The sequence below is a fragment of the Mycobacterium kansasii ATCC 12478 genome, assembly GCF_000157895.3.
Classification (GTDB): domain Bacteria; phylum Actinomycetota; class Actinomycetes; order Mycobacteriales; family Mycobacteriaceae; genus Mycobacterium; species Mycobacterium kansasii.
On the sequence record NC_022663.1, the window covers coordinates 4946101 to 4962942 of the forward strand.

At 65.5% G+C, this 16842-nt stretch carries 16 protein-coding genes, 1 other RNA gene and 2 pseudogenes; 13 read left to right on the forward strand and 6 right to left on the reverse strand.

The window, feature by feature from the left end; translation table 11 throughout:
* Nucleotides 1-53 precede the first annotated feature (53 nt).
* The 3 genes from MKAN_RS21460 (at nucleotide 54) to MKAN_RS21470 (ending at nucleotide 3187) form a co-directional block, all read left to right on the forward strand.
* A complete protein-coding gene (locus MKAN_RS21460) occupies nucleotides 54-1079 on the forward strand; it encodes a zinc-binding dehydrogenase (protein ID WP_023371964.1) in 1026 nt (341 codons plus the stop codon).
* Nucleotides 1080-1390: 311 nt separating this feature from the next.
* Complete coding sequence (locus tag MKAN_RS31230) at nucleotides 1391-1594, forward strand: hypothetical protein (RefSeq protein ID WP_023371965.1); 204 nt, start codon at nucleotides 1391-1393, stop codon at nucleotides 1592-1594.
* 9 nt (nucleotides 1595-1603) lie between these two features.
* Nucleotides 1604-3187, forward strand: coding sequence for an FAD-binding oxidoreductase (locus MKAN_RS21470; protein WP_023371966.1), 1584 nt, complete (start codon nucleotides 1604-1606; stop codon nucleotides 3185-3187).
* Here the strand turns inward: MKAN_RS21470 and MKAN_RS21475 are convergent, their stop codons facing one another.
* Nucleotides 3188-4561 carry an FAD-dependent oxidoreductase gene (locus tag MKAN_RS21475; protein ID WP_023371967.1) on the reverse strand — a complete coding sequence of 458 codons (1374 nt, stop codon included), beginning with the start codon at nucleotides 4559-4561 and terminating at the stop codon, nucleotides 3188-3190.
* A 119-nt stretch (nucleotides 4562-4680) separates the two neighbouring features.
* On the opposite strand from MKAN_RS21475, the gene prfB reads away from it, so the two are divergent.
* From prfB to ssrA, 8 genes are all read left to right on the forward strand, one after another.
* A complete protein-coding gene (gene prfB / locus MKAN_RS21480; RefSeq protein WP_023371968.1) occupies nucleotides 4681-5811 on the forward strand; it encodes a peptide chain release factor 2 in 1131 nt (376 codons plus the stop codon).
* A complete protein-coding gene (locus MKAN_RS21485; RefSeq protein WP_036391220.1) occupies nucleotides 5798-6784 on the forward strand; it encodes a mechanosensitive ion channel family protein in 987 nt (328 codons plus the stop codon). Before prfB ends, MKAN_RS21485 begins: the two co-directional genes overlap by 14 nt.
* Before the next feature lie 2 nt (nucleotides 6785-6786).
* Nucleotides 6787-7242: an Rv3103c family proline-rich protein gene (locus MKAN_RS29935; RefSeq protein ID WP_080674119.1), complete on the forward strand. Its 456-nt coding sequence runs from the start codon at nucleotides 6787-6789 to the stop codon at nucleotides 7240-7242.
* Nucleotides 7243-7286: 44 nt separating this feature from the next.
* Nucleotides 7287-7976, forward strand: a complete 690-nt coding sequence (gene ftsE, locus MKAN_RS21495; RefSeq protein WP_036391809.1) for a cell division ATP-binding protein FtsE — start codon at nucleotides 7287-7289, stop codon at nucleotides 7974-7976.
* A complete protein-coding gene (gene ftsX, locus MKAN_RS21500) occupies nucleotides 7977-8870 on the forward strand; it encodes a permease-like cell division protein FtsX (protein WP_023371972.1) in 894 nt (297 codons plus the stop codon). It abuts the gene before it with no gap.
* Between the two features lie 2 nt (nucleotides 8871-8872).
* Nucleotides 8873-9379 carry an SsrA-binding protein SmpB gene (gene smpB, locus MKAN_RS21505; protein ID WP_023371973.1) on the forward strand — a complete coding sequence of 169 codons (507 nt, stop codon included), beginning with the start codon at nucleotides 8873-8875 and terminating at the stop codon, nucleotides 9377-9379.
* Between the two features lie 107 nt (nucleotides 9380-9486).
* Complete coding sequence (locus MKAN_RS21510) at nucleotides 9487-10332, forward strand: maleylpyruvate isomerase family mycothiol-dependent enzyme (protein WP_023371974.1); 846 nt, start codon at nucleotides 9487-9489, stop codon at nucleotides 10330-10332.
* 86 nt (nucleotides 10333-10418) lie between these two features.
* Nucleotides 10419-10786: a transfer-messenger RNA gene (ssrA, locus tag MKAN_RS29940) on the forward strand.
* 57 nt (nucleotides 10787-10843) lie between these two features.
* On the opposite strand, the pseudogene MKAN_RS29945 reads toward ssrA, so the two are convergent.
* A pseudogene (locus MKAN_RS29945) lies at nucleotides 10844-11188 on the reverse strand (type II toxin-antitoxin system PemK/MazF family toxin).
* Here MKAN_RS29945 and MKAN_RS32185 point away from each other — a divergent pair.
* Nucleotides 11132-11299: pseudogene (locus tag MKAN_RS32185) on the forward strand (hypothetical protein); the annotation flags it as partial. The pseudogenes MKAN_RS29945 and MKAN_RS32185 sit on opposite strands and share 57 nt — an antisense overlap.
* 291 nt (nucleotides 11300-11590) lie before the next feature.
* Nucleotides 11591-12745 (forward strand): triacylglycerol lipase LipY, encoded by a 1155-nt coding sequence (gene lipY, locus MKAN_RS21515; RefSeq protein WP_036391811.1) that lies wholly within the window; start codon nucleotides 11591-11593, stop codon nucleotides 12743-12745.
* Nucleotides 12746-12873: 128 nt separating this feature from the next.
* Here the strand turns inward: lipY and MKAN_RS21520 are convergent, their stop codons facing one another.
* The 4 genes from MKAN_RS21520 to MKAN_RS30735 all read right to left on the reverse strand — a co-directional run bounded on the left by MKAN_RS21520 (nucleotide 12874) and on the right by MKAN_RS30735 (nucleotide 16416).
* Nucleotides 12874-13557, reverse strand: coding sequence for a hypothetical protein (locus tag MKAN_RS21520; RefSeq protein ID WP_023371978.1), 684 nt, complete (start codon nucleotides 13555-13557; stop codon nucleotides 12874-12876).
* A gap of 40 nt (nucleotides 13558-13597) precedes the next feature.
* A complete protein-coding gene (locus tag MKAN_RS21525; protein ID WP_023371979.1) occupies nucleotides 13598-15385 on the reverse strand; it encodes a serine/threonine-protein kinase in 1788 nt (595 codons plus the stop codon).
* Between the two features lie 102 nt (nucleotides 15386-15487).
* Nucleotides 15488-16249 carry an alpha/beta fold hydrolase gene (locus tag MKAN_RS21530; RefSeq protein ID WP_023371980.1) on the reverse strand — a complete coding sequence of 254 codons (762 nt, stop codon included), beginning with the start codon at nucleotides 16247-16249 and terminating at the stop codon, nucleotides 15488-15490.
* Nucleotides 16246-16416, reverse strand: a complete 171-nt coding sequence (locus tag MKAN_RS30735) for a hypothetical protein (protein ID WP_023371981.1) — start codon at nucleotides 16414-16416, stop codon at nucleotides 16246-16248. The genes MKAN_RS21530 and MKAN_RS30735 overlap by 4 nt, the downstream gene beginning before the upstream one ends.
* Nucleotides 16417-16842: the final 426 nt, after the last annotated feature.

Genomic DNA, 16842 nt, shown 5'->3' on the forward strand with positions numbered 1-16842 from the left:
CGACGCCCCGCTCAATTAATGCGTTATGGGACAAGGAAAGTGAGCACACGAGTGTGCGTACGGTAGTCATCGACGGGCCACGCAGCATTCGGCTCGAGGCCCGTCCCGATCCGGCCCTGCCCGGACCCGACGGAGCGATCGTCGCGGTGACCGCTGCGGGTATCTGCGGATCCGATCTGCACTTCTACGAAGGCGAAATCCCGATACCCGGGTCGGTGGCCCTCGGCCATGAAGCGGTCGGCACCGTCGTCGACGCCGGACCGCAGGTACGCACCGTCCAGGTTGGCGACCGGGTCATGGTGTCTTCGGTGGCCGGCTGCGGTGCCTGCCCGGGCTGTGCCACCCGTGACCCGGTCACCTGCTCGGCCGGACTGCAGATCTTCGGCTCCGGCGTGCTCGGCGGCGCGCAAGCCGATCTGCTCGCCGTGCCCGCCGCCGACTTCCAAATGCTCAAGATTCCCGACGAAATATCCACCGAGCAGGCCCTGCTCCTCACCGACAACCTCGCTACGGGGTGGGCTGCGGCTCGGCGAGCCGACATTCCATTCGGCGGCACGGTCGTGGTGATAGGCCTGGGAGCCGTCGGACTGTGCGCGCTGCGCAGCGCGTTGGCCCAAGGTGCGGCAACGGTTTTCGCTGTCGACCGGGTGAGGGGGCGGTTGGAGCGTGCTGCCGCGTGGGGTGCGACGCCGATCATGGCGCCGGCGGCCGAGGCCATCATCGCCGCGACGGGCGGTCGCGGCGCGGATTCGGTGATCGACGCCGTCGGCACGGACGCATCGCTGACCGACGCGATCAACGCGGTGCGGCCCGCCGGTACTGTTTCCGTAGTTGGATTACATGATCTGCAGCCGTTTCCGCTGCCCGCCCTGCCTTGCCTGTTACGCAGCATCACCCTGCGGATGACCACCGCTCCGGTGCAGCGCACCTGGCCGGAATTGATTCCGTTGCTGGCATCCGGTCGGCTCGACGTCGACGGCATCTTCACCACCAGAATGCCGTTGGCCGAAGCGGTCACGGGCTACGCGATTGCCGGGGTCCGGTCCGGTGAGCAGGTAAAGGTTTTGCTCACGCCGTGACGGCGATGCGCGCGGAGCGGTGACAGCCGGTAGGACGCGCAGACCAGACGCAGATGACGGAACTGCCAAGCGTTTCGTGTTTCCAATTCCTCCGTCCGGCTGTGGCGATACCGGCTGGACCACCCGCAAAAACGCCAGGGGAGACACCGATTGGATCCCTCAGGGCCACCCGACCGCACCTAGACTCGTCTGGACCAACGGGCCAACCCCCCCACCCACACGTTCCACCACGCGGAAAAACTCCTACGCGAGGCAGACGGGAAAGGCGAAGAAGGGGGTTGACCGGGCCGGTGTCATGGCATGCTGAACGCATGGCAGGCAAGGAAATCGATCGGGTCCGGGCGACAAGCGCGCTCGCCGTGATCAAACAGCACCCCGGGATGGTGCTGTTCGCGTTGTCACCGGTGCTGGCATTGCTGGCCGTCATCTGGTGGCTGGCGGGCACCGGCTGGGCGATCGTGACGGCGCTGGTGTTGCTGGTCGTCGGCGGAGCTCTCGTCGTCGTCAAACGCTGACCACCCCGCATGCGTTCCTGGTGGGGCTGGGGTGACGTCGAGGAGGCGCTGTCAGACGGCGAAACGCAGGCACTGGCGGCACGCGTCGCCACGCTGCTGCCCGGCCATGACCTGACCGACCACCAACCACCCGACCCGGGCGCGCTCGGGTTGGCGCCCCCGCGGATCACCGCGCCGACGTCGTTGGCCGGGCTGTGCTCGGCCGACTTCCTCGATCGCGCCGGGCATGCGCGCGGCAAGGCATTTCGCGACGTCGCACGCAACCTGCAGGGCCGCCTCGACCATGTCCCCGATCTGATCGTGCGGCCGCGCACCGAGCGGGACGTGGTCGATGTGCTGGATTGGTGTACGCGTGAGCGCATCTCCGTCATCCCGTACGGCGGCGGCAGTTCGGTGGTCGGGGGAGTGGAGCCGCGTTTCGACGAGCCGGCGGTCACGCTGGATCTCGGCGCGCTCGACGCCGTGCTCGACATCGATCGGGTCAGCCGCGCCGCGCGCATCCAGGCCGGTGCGCTGGGGCCGTCGATCGAAAACCAGCTGCGCCCATACGATCTGACGCTGCGCCATTTCCCGCAGTCCTTCGGCTACTCGACCCTCGGCGGCTGGCTGGCCACCCGCTCCGGTGGACACTTCGCCACGCTGTACACCCACATCGACGACTTGACCGCGTCGATGCGCGTCGTCACCGCCGCCGGCATCAGCGAATCGCGGCGGCTGCCGGGATCGGGCGCCGGGCCGTCCCCGGACCGGCTGTTCCTCGGTTCGGAGGGCACGCTCGGCATCATCACCGAGGCGTGGATGCGGTTGCAGGACCGGCCGCGCTGGCAGCTCACCGCCTCGGTCGCTTTCGACGAGTGGGCCGCCGCGGTGACGGCAACCCGGACGATCGCCCAGGCCGGCCTCTACCCGGCGAACTGCCGGCTACTGGATCCCGCCGAGGCGTTCCTGAACGCCGGTACCACGGTCGGCGGCGGGCTGCTGGTGCTGGCTTTCGAATCGGCAGACCACCCCGTCGACGCGTGGCTGCAACGGGCCCTCGATATCGCCGCTGACCACGGCGGTACCGTCACCGCCCGGCGAGGCCGCGAAAACATCAGTGACCCAACGCAAAACGATGCCTCGACGAACTGGCGCTCGGCGTTCCTGCGGATGCCCTACCAGCGAGACGCCCTGGCCCGCCGCGGCGTCATCGCCGAAACATTCGAAACCGCGTGCACCTGGGCCGGATTCGACACGCTGCACGCCGCGGTGACCGACGCGGCCCGGAGCGCGATCGAAAGCGTCTGCGGCGCCGGCCTGGTGACCTGCCGCTTCACCCACGTCTATCCCGACGGCCCGGCCCCGTACTACGGCATCTACGCGGCCGGACGCTGGGGCTCGCTCGACGCCCAGTGGGACGACATCAAAGCCGCCGTGTCCGAGGCGATCAGCACAGCCGGCGGCACCATCACCCATCACCACGCCGTGGGCCGCGACCACCGCCCCTGGTACGACCGGCAGCGCCCCGACCCGTTCGCGGCAGCCCTGCGCGCGGCGAAGTCCGCGCTCGACCCGGCCGGCATCCTCAACCCAGGCGTGCTTGTCGACTTCTGATCAGCCGTGCCCCACCCGCAGCAACTCGGCCAGGTTCGGCAGCTTGACGCGGGGACGCCCGTGCGGCTCACCCGCCGCCCGTTCGAAGCGGTCGATGATTTTCCACTGCGCCGTCGTGACCAGCTGAGGTTGTCGGGATGCCAGCCAGGCGGCCAGCTGCTCGCCATGGTCGGGTGGGAATTCCGTGAGCGCTTCGGTAGCCGCCAAGTCGGCGATCAAGGTGTCGACGGTGTCCTGGGAGTCCTTCTTGTTGGTGCCGATCACGCCGGTCGGCCCGCGTTTGATCCACCCCACCACATATTCGTTGCGGCTGCCTTCCACCCGGCCCGCGGTGTTGGGAATGGTCCCGCGTTTCTCGTCGAACGGCAATCCGGGCGTCGGCACCCCGCGGTAGCCGACGGAACGCACCACCAACTGCGCCGGCAACTCCTCGCGCTCGCCGGTGTCCCTGGCCGAAACCCACCCGCTCTCGTCGGCGACCAGTTCGTTGCGTCCGAGCACGATCTGCTCCACCCTGCCGTCGCCTCTGATCTCGATCGGGGAAGTCATGAACCGGAACACAATCCGACGGTGGCCTTCGCGGGGCGCGCGCTGGGCATAATCGCGCAGCACCTTGATGTTCTGCTTGGCGGTCTTGCCGGCCGCCGCCGCGTCCTCGTCGCTGATGCCCGCCAGCTGGGCCGGGTCGACCACCACGTCGACCCCCTCCAGCTCACCCAGTTCCCGCAATTCCAGCGTGGTGAACGCCGCCTGCAGCGGACCGCGCCGACCGACCAGCACCACTTCCCGGACGCCGCAGGGGCGCAGCGACTCCAGCGCGTGATCGGCGATATCGGTGCACGCCAGCACCTCGGGGTCGGTGACCAGGATGCGCGCGACATCGATCGCGACGTTGCCGTTGCCGACCACCACAGCCCGGGCACCCGACAGATCCGGTGCGGCATGTTCGAAGTTGGGATGTGCGTTGTACCAGCCCACGAAATCGACGGCGGCGATGCTGCCCGGCAAATCCTCCCCGGGAATGTTCAGCGGCTTGTCGGACTGCGCCCCGACGGCATAGACCACCGCGTCGTAGCGCTCGGCGAGTTCGACGGGGGAGACGTGTTCGCCCACCAGTATGTTGCCGAAGAAGCGGAAGCGGGGATCTTCGGCCGTCTTCTCGAAGGTTTTGCTGATCGACTTGATCTTCGGGTGGTCAGGGGCGACGCCGGAGCGAACAAGTCCCCAGGGCGTCGGCAACATCTCCAGCATGTCGACGGCCACATCGATGTGGTCGGAGCCGTCGGCGGCTTTCAGCAGCGATGCCGCGGCGAAGAACCCCGACGGCCCGGAGCCGACGATGGCGACGTGGTAGGGACGGTGGTGTGGCCGCATGCTCGAGCTTTCTGTTCGTGCCCGGAATGGCCCGGAAACGGATGTGCCGCAGTCGCGCGATGCACTGGTCCCATGATGCTAGACGCTGACCACGGTAACTCCCGGTAACGTGGTCGGCTGTGGAACCCGACCGTCAAGCCGACCGACGAGCTGAGATAGCCGCCCTTGACTCCACCCTGACCACGGTGGAGCGGGTGCTCGACGTCGACGCTTTGCGGGCCAAGATCGACAAGCTCGAGCACGAGGCGTCCGACCCCAAGTTGTGGGACGACCAGGCTCGCGCGCAGCGCGTGACCAGCGAGTTGTCGCACGCCCAGGGGGAACTGCGCCGGGTCGAGCAGCTGCGTAGCCGCCTTGACGACCTGCCGGTGCTCTACGAGCTCGCAGCCGAGGAAGAGGGGGAAGCCGCCGCCGAAGCCTTGGCCGAGGCCGACGCCGAGCTCAAGGCGCTGCACGCCGAGATCGAGGCCACCGAGGTGCGCACCCTGCTGTCGGGCGAGTACGACGAGCGTGAGGCGCTGGTCACAATCCGATCGGGTGCCGGGGGAGTGGACGCGGCCGACTGGGCCGAAATGCTGATGCGGATGTACATCCGCTGGGCCGAGCAGCACAAATATCCGGTCGAGGTCTTCGACACCTCCTACGCCGAAGAAGCCGGCATCAAAAGCGCCACCTTCGCCGTGCATGCGCCGTTCGCCTATGGCACCTTGTCGGTCGAACAGGGCACCCATCGGCTGGTGCGGATCAGCCCATTCGACAACCAGAGCCGGCGCCAGACGTCGTTCGCCGAAGTCGAGGTATTACCGGTGGTAGAGACCACCGACCACATCGACATCCCGGAGGGCGATGTACGGGTCGACGTCTACCGGTCCAGCGGCCCCGGCGGCCAGTCGGTGAACACCACAGACTCCGCCGTGCGTTTAACCCACATCCCGACGGGTATTGTGGTGACTTGTCAGAACGAGAAGTCGCAACTGCAGAACAAAGTGGCGGCGATGCGAGTTCTTCAAGCAAAGTTGTTGGAGCGCAAGCGTTTAGAAGAGCGCGCTGAGCTGGATGCGTTGAAGGGTGAGGGCGGCAGTTCCTGGGGTAACCAGATGCGGTCCTATGTCCTGCATCCCTACCAGATGGTCAAGGATCTACGGACCGAATACGAGGTAGGCAATCCGGCGGCCGTCCTGGACGGAGACATCGACGGGTTCCTGGAAGCAGGAATCCGGTGGCGTAACCGAAAAGATGACAGCAACTAACACCACAATTCGTGCGCTCTCGGTGGCGCAGCGCTGGCACGACTTTTGGCGCGGTCACATCGGCGAATGGATCATTACCCGGGGCCTGCGCGTCGTCATGCTGCTGATCGCGGCGGTGCTGGCGGCCCGGTTCGTCAGCTGGGTGGCCCAACGGGTGACCCGGCGGCTCGACCTCGGCTTCGCCGAAAGCGACGCGTTGGTGCGCTCCGAGGCCACCAAGCACCGTCAGGCCGTCGCGTCGGTGATCTCGTGGGTCTCGATCGTGCTCATCGGCATCGTCGTGGTCATGCAGATCGCCGACGTTCTGCAGTTTTCGGTGGGCGGCTTGGTTGCGCCGGCAACGGTGGTGGGGGCGGCGCTGGGCTTCGGCGCCCAGCAGCTGGTCAGGGACCTGCTCGCCGGTTTCTTCATCATTGTCGAGAGGCAATACGGCTTCGGAGACCTGGTCAAGCTCACCATCATGGGGTCGGCGACCGATGCGACCGGCACCGTCGAGAACGTGACGTTGCGGGTGACCAGGCTGCGCTCCGCGGACGGCGAAGTGTTCACCGTCCCCAATGGTCAGATCGTCAAATCGGTCAACCTCTCCAAGGACTGGGCCCGCGCGGTGGTGGATATCCCGGTCTCGACCAACGCCGACCTGAACCGGGTCAACGAGGTCTTGCACCAGGAATGTGAGCACGCACGCGACGACGCGGTGCTGGGGGAGTTGCTGCTGGATTCACCCACCGTGATGGGGGTGGAAAGCATCGAGCTGGATACGGTCACGCTGCGCCTGGTGGCCCGCACGCTGCCCGGAAAGCAGTTCGAGGCCGGTCGGCAATTGCGGGTGCTGGTCATCCGGGCCCTTGCTCGCGCCGGCATCGTGACCGCCGCCGACGCGACGGTCGGCCTGGTCGAAGACCCGGCGGTTCCTGCCGCCGAAGCCGCTGAAGCCGCCGAGCCCAGTGAAGTCAAGGGTGCGGTGCGGTAGTGATGAACTTCTGGCCCAACGTGCTGGGTAAGCGCGACGGGAATGGCGCACGGCGCACCCCGAGCCACCTGTTCGGCGGCCGGGTGCGGACGTCGACGGTGGTGTTGATCGTCGTGTTCCTGGCCGTGTGGTGGACCTATGACACCTACCGTCCGGAACCTGCCCCTGCAAGGCCTGCGCAGGTCGTGCCGCCGGGCTTCGTGCCCGATCCCGACTACACCTGGGTGCCGCGCGAAAGAGTCCAACCACCTGGCACGACCTCGCTGCGCCCGACACCCACCACGGTCCCGACGACCGAACCGACGACGACCACAACGACCCCGACACCGCCGCCCGGGTCGCCCCCCTGCCTGCTGCCGCCGCCCTTCTGCCCCGCGAGCACGACTCCGAGCACACCGGAGCCGTCACCCCAACCCGGGCCCGGCCCGTCGCCCAGTTCGACGCCCCCGGCCAGTTGAATTTCGCTTCCCAGCGAAACTCACCGCTACACTGGCGTGCCGTGATGATCACCCTGGACCATGTCACCAAGCAGTACAAATCGTCGGCGCGTCCGGCGCTGGACGACGTCAACGTCAAGATCGACAAGGGTGAGTTCGTCTTCCTGATCGGCCCGTCGGGTTCGGGCAAGTCGACCTTCATGCGGTTGTTGCTGGCGGCCGAGACGCCGACATCCGGCGATGTGCGGGTGTCGAAGTTTCATGTCAACAAGCTGCGGGGTCGAAACGTCCCGAAGCTGCGTCAGGTGATCGGCTGTGTCTTCCAGGATTTTCGGCTGTTGCAGCAAAAGACCGTGTACGAAAACGTCGCCTTTGCGCTGGAGGTGATCGGCAAACGCACCGACGCGATCAACCGGGTGGTGCCCGAGGTGCTCGAGACGGTGGGGTTGTCGGGCAAAGCCAACCGGCTGCCGGACGAGTTGTCGGGCGGCGAACAACAGCGGGTCGCGATCGCCCGCGCCTTTGTGAACCGGCCGCTGGTACTGCTGGCCGACGAGCCCACCGGCAACCTCGACCCAGACACCAGTAAGGACATCATGGATTTGTTGGAGCGGATCAACCGAACCGGGACGACGGTGGTGATGGCCACCCACGACCACCACATCGTCGACTCGATGCGGCAGCGGGTCGTCGAGTTGTCGCTGGGCCGGCTGGTTCGTGACGAACAGCGCGGCGTCTATGGGATGGATCGCTAAGTGCGCTTCGGCTTCCTGCTCAACGAGGTTCTGACCGGCCTTCGTCGCAATGTCACGATGACGATCGCGATGATCCTGACGACCGCGATCTCGATCGGTCTGTTCGGCGGCGGACTGCTGGTGGTCCGGCTGGCCGACAACTCCCGAGCAATCTACCTCGACCGGGTCGAAACCCAGGTCTTCCTGACCGACGACGTCTCCGCCAACGATCCCGCCTGCGACAGCGACCCGTGTAAAGCGCTGCGCGAGAAGATCGAAAAGCGATCCGACGTCAAAGCGGTACGCTTCCTCAACCGTCAGCAGGCCTATGACGACGCCATCCGGAAATTTCCGCAGTACAAGGACGTGGCCGGAAAAGATTCCTTCCCAGCGTCATTCATCGTCAAACTGGAAAATCCCGAGCAGCACAAGGACTTCGACACCGCGATGCAGGGCCAACCCGGGGTGCTGTCGGTACTCAACCAGAAGGATCTGATCGACCGGCTGTTCGCCGTGCTCGACGGGCTGAGCAATGCCGCTTTTGCGGTCGCACTTGTCCAGGCCATCGGCGCGGTCTTGTTGATCGCCAACATGGTCCAAGTCGCCGCCTATACGCGGCGCACCGAGATCGGCATCATGCGATTGGTCGGGGCCAGCCGCTGGTACACCCAGCTGCCGTTCCTGGTGGAGGCGATGTTGGCGGCGACCGTCGGTGTCCTCATCGCGATCGGCGGCCTGATCGTGGTGCGGGCGATGTTTTTGGAGAATGCGCTGAACCAGTTCTACCAAGCCAATTTGATCGCCCGCGTCGACTACGCCGACATCCTCTACATCGCGCCGTGGCTGCTGCTGTTGGGTGTGGCGATGGCCGGGCTGACGGCTTACGCGACGTTGCGAATCTACGTGCGGCGATAGCGATGGCGGGGCAGTCCAAGCAGGCCAAGGCGGCAGGCAAGAAGATCGGCCGAAAGATCATTGCCACCAATCGCAAAGCCCGGCACAACTATTCGATCATCGAGGTCTTTGAGGCCGGCATGGCACTGCAGGGGACCGAGGTGAAGAGCCTGCGCGAGGGGCACGCGTCGTTGGTCGACGCGTTCGCCACCATCGACGACGGCGAAATATGGCTGCGCAACTTGCACATTCCGGAGTACCAGCACGGCAGCTGGACCAACCACGAACCGCGACGCAACCGCAAGTTGCTGTTGCACCGGCGTCAGATCGACACTCTGATCGGGAAGCTCCGCGAAGGCAACTTCGCACTGGTGCCGTTGTCGCTGTATTTCACCGAGGGCAAGGTCAAGGTCGAGATCGCGCTGGCCCGCGGTAAGCATGCCCACGACAAACGCCAGGACCTGGCTCGCCGCGATGCCCAACGTGAGGTCATCCGGGAGCTGGGTCGCCGCGCCAAGGGCATGGGCTGACGGCGCCCGTGGGGATCATCCCGGTTTGCGGCTTGCTGGTGTTAAGCGGTCTCATCTTGTTCCGGGCCGGCCTCCGCTTGTACAGCTGACCGGCCTACGATCCGTCCATGGCCGATCGTCCGCTCACCCAACTCGACAAGTCCGACGTCCTGGCGGGACTGTTCGCCGTGTGGGACTCCCTCGATGCGCTGTTGGACGGACTGCCCGAGGCGGATTGGCAGTCGGCGAGTCCACTGCCCGGCTGGAATGTCAAGGCGGTGGTGTCGCACATCATCGGCACCGAATCCTTCCTGCTCGGCATCGGCGCACCGGAAGCCGACGTCGACCTGTCCACCCTGGAGCATGTGCGCAATCCCATCGGAGTGATGAACGAGAGCTGGGTAATTCATCTCAGCGCAGAATCGGGCGCCAGCCTGCTGAAGCGGTTCCGCGAGGTGACCAACAAACGCCGCAAGGCTCTGGAGAGCATGTCCGACGACGACTGGAACGCCGCGACCACGACGCCGGCGGGCCCCGACACCTACGGACGGTTCATGCGGATCCGCACCTTCGACTGCTGGATGCATGAGCAGGACATCCGTCAGGCGGTACAGCGGCCGTCGTCCGACGACGAGTTGGGCGGTCGGGCTGGCGAGCTGTCCCTCGACGAAATGTCGTCCAGCATGGGTTTCGTCGTGGGCAAGCTGGCCAAAGCGCCCGACGGCTCCCGGGTGCTGTTCGAGCTGACCGGCCCGCTGGCCCGCACCATGCGCGTCAGCGTCGACGGCCGGGCGCAGGTCGTCGACGACTTCGGCGGGCAGGAACCGACCGCGACGATCCGCATGGACGGGTTGCAGTTCACCAGGCTCGCCGGCGGTCGCCCGATGAGCCCGGCCCGGAGCCAGGACGTGGAACTCGGCGGCGACGAGGATCTCGCCGGGCAGATCGTGAAGCGTCTGAACTTCGTGATCTGATCGGGAAGATAATTCCGTTGCCGGTTGTTGGTAGACGCGTACCATTGATTGTCTTGCCGAAAGCCGGCAAGGGTGCTCGAAGACATGGGGCTGAACGGTTTCGACTTCGCGCATCGAATCAAGGGAAGCGTGCCGGTGCAGGCAAGAGACCACCGTAAGCGTCGTTGCAACCAAATAAGCGCCGATTCACATCAGCGCGACTACGCTCTCGCTGCCTAAGCGACGGCTAGTCTGTCAGACCGGGACCGCCCTCGACCCGGACTCTGGCATCAGCTAGAGGGATCAACCGATGAGTTCGGTCGCGGGACTCGTCGGGACACCAACAGCGACTGGGATCGTCATCCTGGCTAGTTCGCGTGACCAGGAGATCCGAGCAGAGGCATAGCGAACTGCGCACGGAGAAGCCTTGAGGGAATGCCGTAGGACCCGGGTTCGATTCCCGGCAGCTCCACCACTTGATGGGCCGGGTCGGCGGCCCATTTGCGGGCTACAGCCATCACAGAGACAGCCATCACAGACCGAGGTATCGCGCCACGGCGTGTTCCACTCGGCCATTTCGTCGGCTATTTCGTCACGGTCCAGATAGTCGACCGGATCGCCGAGCACGTAGACCATGCACAGAGACGATGTTGATCGTCCGGATCTGGTCGACCAGGAACCGTGTCTTTGTTCCCATGATTTCCAGCTCTGGGCGGAAGACCGCAGGTTGGGCCTTTGTCGACGTCGGTACCGCAGTTATGACACTCCACGGCATCGAGCCGGGACTGATGACCACGGCGTAGCGCCGCCCGCGTTGCTCGTGGCCTCGCTTCGCATGACCGAAGTCGACCCGGTAGATCGCTCCCCGAATCACCACGCGTCCGGTTCGGTGGAGACGTCCTCGTCTCGAAGCCGTTCGGCGTCGGTGCGAGCCTGCTTGATCCACACTTCCCGTTCGAGCCGCTGCAGTGCCCGCCGGATGACGAGCAAACAGCCTGGCCATCGCTACCAGACATCCCACCGCTCCGGAGGTTCTTCCTTATGTGAGCAGTGACCGCCTGAAGCGAACAGCCTGGCCATCGCTACCAGACATCCCGCCCCTCCGGGCTCTTCCTTAGGTGACGTCACCGGGAAGCCGGTTTCCGGCAAACCGCTACGTGATGACCCGGCCTCGTCATAAGCTCCGGCTACTCGGTGATCGGTATCGGCTGGGCAACTCGACGGGTTGCTCGAAGGGTGGAGCGGCACGGTGTCGTATGTTTTTGCGTTTCCCGAGCTGATGTCCGGCGCGGCCACAGACGTGGCTTCGATTGGTTCGTTGGTCGCGACCGCAAACCAGGGCATGGCCGCTGCCACCACTGCGGTAGTGGCCGCGGCCGAGGATGAGGTGTCAGAGGCGATCGCGGCCATCTTCTCCGCCCACGGCGAGGGCTATCTAGCTCTCAGCGCACAGGCGGCGGCCTTCCATGAGCGGTTCGTGCAGGCATTGGCCGGCGCTGCCGGGGCGTATGCCACCGCCGAAGCGGCCGGCGCTGCGCCCCTTGCGACCTTTGAGCAGGCGGTGCTCGGCGTCCAGGTGGAAATCCAGCAGATCCCCACGACGATCGCCGCCGGATTCAGCTCCGGGCTCGCATCTTTGACTTCAATCCCAGGTAATCCACTCCTGATGCTGCTTGCCAGCGACATCCCGCCGCTGTCGTGGGTGTTGGGCAACTCCCCGCCGCCACTGTTGAATTTGCTGCTGGGGCAAACGGTGCAGTACACCACGTATCAGGGAATGAGCGTCGTGCAGATCACGCCGGCCGCCCCAACCGGCGAATACGTGGTTGCCCTGCACGGTGGCGCGTACATTCTCCCGGCCTCGTTGTTCCACTGGATCAATTACTCGGTGACGGCCTACCAGACCGGCGCGACCTTCGAAGTGCCGATTTACCCGTTGCTCCAGCAAGGTGGTACCGCCGCCACGGTCGTACCCCAAACGGCCGGGTTCATCTCGTCGCTGATCGCGCAACACGGAGCGCAGAATGTCAGCGTGGTCGGCGACTCCGCGGGCGGCAACCTCGCACTGGGGGCCGTCCAATACTTGGTCAGCCAATCCGAACCGGTACCTTCGTCGATGGTGTTGCTGTCTCCGTGGCTGGACGTGGGGACTGGCGGGCTCGGCGCGGCGTGGGCGGGCAATCTTCCCGCGAACAACTATCTGGTGAGCCCGCTGTACGGGTCACTTGACGGCCTTCCGCCGACGTATGTCTACTCCGGCTCGCTGGATCCACTTGCACAACAAGCGGCCGTCCTGCAGCATGCAGCGTTAGCCCAAGGTGCCCCGATGAGCTTTGCTTTGGAACCCGGCGGAATTCACGACTGGGTTCTGCTGACTCCGGGCGGGTTGCTGTACTGGCCGCAGATCAACCAGCAACTCGGTATCGTGGCCTGATCGCAGGGTGCTGAACGGCCCGCCGTCAGTATTGACGCGCCACGATCGCGGGGAGAGGCCGATAACGGTTCGCCCCATACGAATTGAGCGACGAATTGTGCGCTGCGGCCGGTCGGTGCGCTGGTGCGCTAGCCATCGCTTGCCCGGGCTTTGATCGCGTCCTGAGAGATGTAGACGTCGAATGCACCGGGCGCGGCGATGACAGCGTTGCCGTACGCGGCACGTACGAACGGCTTGGTCCACCACTTGCCGCCGCGCATGTCGTCGAAAAAGTCCCCGTCACCGCCGTTGAGCATGATCTGGTGCTGTGTCGGCGACACCCCGTCGAGGCGTTGGCCGAACAGGCGGGTCACCTTGTAACCGGAATGCATGCCCAGGATATTCACCCAGTGCTGGAGCTCGACAATGTCGGCCTGTAGCACCCACATGTCACCCTCGACTTCGTAAGTCTGATGGGCATATGCCTTGCCGGCGTCATCGTAGAGCGTGAGATCGACGTTGAGGCGGTGCGCCTCGTTGCTGACCGGCGTCGCCACCACGTGAGCCGCTTTGATTTCGCCGGTCAGACCCACATACGTCTGGACCAGTGTGGCGAACCAGAGCAGCAGAATCGAAACAACCAGTAGCACAACGCCGCCGGCGGCTCGTCCGGGCCGGAATCGCAGTCGGCGTCCCCGCGGCGCCGACTCCGCCGAACTCGAATGCACAGTCCGGCGTCGCCCGACCACCGCCGACAGCAACATCACCACGGCGGCAACGGCCACGCCTGCCAGCACGATTTGCAGTACGCCGAACTGGTGAGGGTACGTCATAACCCCAGTTGTACCCGCTCACGTCTTACGGGGGAGAAAGCTACCCGGCCGCCCGCAGGGTGATCTCGGAGATTGACGTCCGGCTCTCGCCATTGGTGGTGCCCAAGGTGGAGATCCACACCAGCACATTGGATGTCTTGGCCCGGTCATGCACGGGGATAACGTTGTGCCCAGGTTGCAGCGGCGTGTTCGGTGTCAGCGCGGTGGTGTCGGCCAATTTGGTCGGCGACTGGCTGGGTGCCGAGCGGATCTGGACCTGGGTTCCCGTGCTGGACACGTCGATCGTCACCTCACTCAGCGCGGTCGGCTGGGCCAGGTGCAGCAGCAGCCCCATTCCCTCGATGAATTTCGGGAATGGGACCGCGTCCCGATAGGTAACGGTGGACCACGCCGTGTTCGGGTTGCCGTCGATCGCCAAGCTGGCCTGCTGCGGATTGTCGGGGGCGCCGTCGGGTGAAAAAACCGTTGCACTCACCGGCTTGACGATTGGTCCGGGGCGGGTCCGGGTGCCGAAACTGTCCGTGAAGTACACAACCGCCGCCGCGGTCAATACGATGACACCGACGATGGCGACGAGCGCAGCGATCCACAGTTTTCTGCCTTTCGGCGACTTGTCTCGCGGCGATGTGGCGGAGGCCTCCGGCCGGGGTCGTTTCGGACGAGCTCCGGCTGACAAGTTGACGATTTTGTCGGCGTCGAGGGTCTCGCCGTCCCACAGGCCGGTGATCTCGACCTCATCCCCGTCCGCGAGCTGACCGGCGACGAGGTCGGTTTGGATCTCGACGGGAAGTGGAGCGCGCCGGTTGCCGAGCGGCTCATACGGGACTACTTGGAACGACAAGATCCCGACCTGAGATTGGGCTCCGACCGCGCTTTGCGCTACGGCGCGTGCAATCCCCTGAACAACCAGACGCTCGAGACGCTGCGTGGCCGGACGTCCGCCCGAACGGAGGTCCTCGGCGGGGCCTGCCGCTAAGGCGGCATCGCGGTGGGGACCGTGCTGCGTGAGGGCCAGGGCGAACGCGGTGCACGTCGGGTATCGCTGGTTAGGGTCTTTGGCCAGCGCCCTTGCCAGGACGGCGTCGAGGTGCGCGAGCTCGGGTCGGCGCTCCGAGATCCGCGGTGGCGGCGTATTCAGGTGGTTGCTGACGACGACGGCGCGATTCGAGTCCTGAAAAGGCGGGGCACCGGTTAACAGGTAGAACGTCGTCGCGGCCAGCGCATATTGATCCGCTCGGCCGTCAAGTGGCTTGCCCAGCAGCTGCTCGGGGGCCACGTAACTGATGGTTCCGATGGCGACGTTGACGTCGGTGAGGTTGCTGACGTCGTCGATTCTGCGAGCGATGCCGAAATCGGTCAGCAGGACCCTGCGCCGGTGGCCATCGGGCGCGGTCACCAGGATGTTCTCGGGCTTGACGTCACGATGGAGCAGACGTCGATCATGACCGAAGTCCAGCGCATCGGCCACCGCCGTCACGATTTCGGCGACGTCTTGCTCTGGCATGCCGTGCGGGTAGCGCTCCCGGACCAACCGGCCCGCGTCGGTGCCGTCCACGTACTCCATCGAGATCCACAGCCGGCCGTTGAACTCGCCACGATCGAGAACGCCGACGATGTGGGGGTGCCACAGCGTCGCTGCCAATTCGGCTTCGCGCTTGAATCGCGCCTGAAATTCCTGGTCGGCTGTGGCGGCCAAGGACAAGACCTTCAGCGCGTCGTGACGCGGCAGACGGGGATGCTGGGCGAGGTAAACCTCACCCATCCCACCGGTGCCGAGGAGGCGCTGAATCACATAGCCAGCGAATACCTCGCCGTTGTCGAACGGCATGCCCGAAAGCCTACAAACCGGCACGGCCGGGTAGCGAATCCCACCGTTGAGGTGCAGGGTCGGGCCACGTGGCCGCCGCATCGACGGTGACCTCCGGAGTTGTCACAAGTGATCCAGAAATTCGCGCACCGCGATGTTGAACGCTTCGGGCTGGTCCATGTTCGCCGCGTGCCGCGCGTTCTCGATGACTACTTTGCGGGCCGTGGGGATCTTGCGCGCCATATAGTCGGCCGCGGCCAGGTAATCGGTGTCCTGGGCGCCGACGATCACCAGGGTGGGCACCGTGATGCTGTCGAGCGACGTGATCACGCGGGCGTCCTTTTGCGCCATGACGCCGCGGGCGGCGCGCGGCAGCCCCTCGGGATGCTCATGTACCGCCTGCGTGAGTTCCGGCGAGACGTCGGCGGGCGCGCCGCCCCGCTCGAGTTGCCGGGCGCGTCGTTCCACCCACGCGTTCCATTTGGCTCGGGCCTCGTCGTTGCGGTAGCCCGGCCCGGTATCGACCAGCACCAGCGCGGCCACCCGCTGCGGATGGACGAGGTGGAAGGCCAGGGACAGGTAGCCGCCCAACGACATCCCGCCGAGCACGGCCCGATCAGTCCCGGCCGCGTCGAGGATGGCCGCCATGTCGGCGACGCTGAGCTGCTCGCTGTAGGCATCTATGTCGTCGGGTGCGTCGCTGCTGCCGTGGCCCCGCTGGTCCCAGACGATCACCGGCCGGTCGACGCTCAAGGCGTCGACATTGGGTTCCCACATGCCCGCGGTGGCGCCGAAACCGTGCGTGAGCAATACCGGCACACCCCGCGCGAGCGGATTGTGCACCCGGACAGCCAGCGTGACCCCGTCGCGCTGCAGTCGGTTCACGGCACCACCTCGGACCAGTGCTTCTGATCTCGGCAGGCCCAGAGTCGACGGATCAGCTGCTGCAATGGGTGCTCCTTCGTCATACCGACAGCGCCGCAAGCATTTTCGAAGCCTAGGCGGTCGAGTTCGACCGCCTCGACCGCGCCGTCGATGACCGACCCCGCCATGGCGGTCTGCTGGCGGAGGTGACCAAGTGGACTTGCACGGCCTGGAAAATGAGGCGCCGCAAATTGTTCAGGTTCACGGACGCAGCGCAGCCTCATCGGGGGAGGGCGCGTCCGGCGCGCGAAAGATCCAGGCTAAAAGCCGTTCTTCTGGCACTTGACATTTCGATTCTGGCAGACCATTCCGATACGGCCCCAGTCTTGTGTGGGTGCAGTGCTGCTCGGATGTAGCAGGCGCGGATCCTGCGCGAATATCGGGGTGAATAACAAATCGTCGATTATCTGAGGCGTCACATCGTCGTCCGGGTCTGCGCGAGCGACGCCGCTGCTACCTACCAGGGCCGCCAGCCCTATCCCGCCGCTGGCCATAAGGATGGCCAATGCTGCGCGAGCGAACCTTTGCAGGGGCATTGATCGCTCCTTCTGCCA

Bases quoted from the DNA above. Each gene is read 5' to 3' on its own strand.
- MKAN_RS21485 (WP_036391220.1), top strand. From the start codon at position 5,798: ATGACAGCAACTAACACCACAATTCGTGCGCTCTCGGTGGCGCAGCGC.
- MKAN_RS21520 (WP_023371978.1), bottom strand. From the start codon at position 13,557: ATGACGTACCCTCACCAGTTCGGCGTACTGCAAATCGTGCTGGCAGGC.
- MKAN_RS21525 (WP_023371979.1), bottom strand. From the start codon at position 15,385: ATGCCGTTCGACAACGGCGAGGTATTCGCTGGCTATGTGATTCAGCGC.
- smpB (WP_023371973.1), top strand. From the start codon at position 8,873: ATGGCGGGGCAGTCCAAGCAGGCCAAGGCGGCAGGCAAGAAGATCGGC.
- MKAN_RS29935 (WP_080674119.1), top strand. From the start codon at position 6,787: ATGAACTTCTGGCCCAACGTGCTGGGTAAGCGCGACGGGAATGGCGCA.
- lipY (WP_036391811.1), top strand. From the start codon at position 11,591: ATGTCCGGCGCGGCCACAGACGTGGCTTCGATTGGTTCGTTGGTCGCG.
- MKAN_RS21510 (WP_023371974.1), top strand. From the start codon at position 9,487: ATGGCCGATCGTCCGCTCACCCAACTCGACAAGTCCGACGTCCTGGCG.
- MKAN_RS21470 (WP_023371966.1), top strand. From the start codon at position 1,604: ATGCGTTCCTGGTGGGGCTGGGGTGACGTCGAGGAGGCGCTGTCAGAC.
- MKAN_RS21475 (WP_023371967.1), bottom strand. From the start codon at position 4,561: ATGCGGCCACACCACCGTCCCTACCACGTCGCCATCGTCGGCTCCGGG.
- MKAN_RS30735 (WP_023371981.1), bottom strand. From the start codon at position 16,416: ATGGCGGGGTCGGTCATCGACGGCGCGGTCGAGGCGGTCGAACTCGAC.
- MKAN_RS31230 (WP_023371965.1), top strand. From the start codon at position 1,391: ATGGCAGGCAAGGAAATCGATCGGGTCCGGGCGACAAGCGCGCTCGCC.
- ftsE (WP_036391809.1), top strand. From the start codon at position 7,287: ATGATCACCCTGGACCATGTCACCAAGCAGTACAAATCGTCGGCGCGT.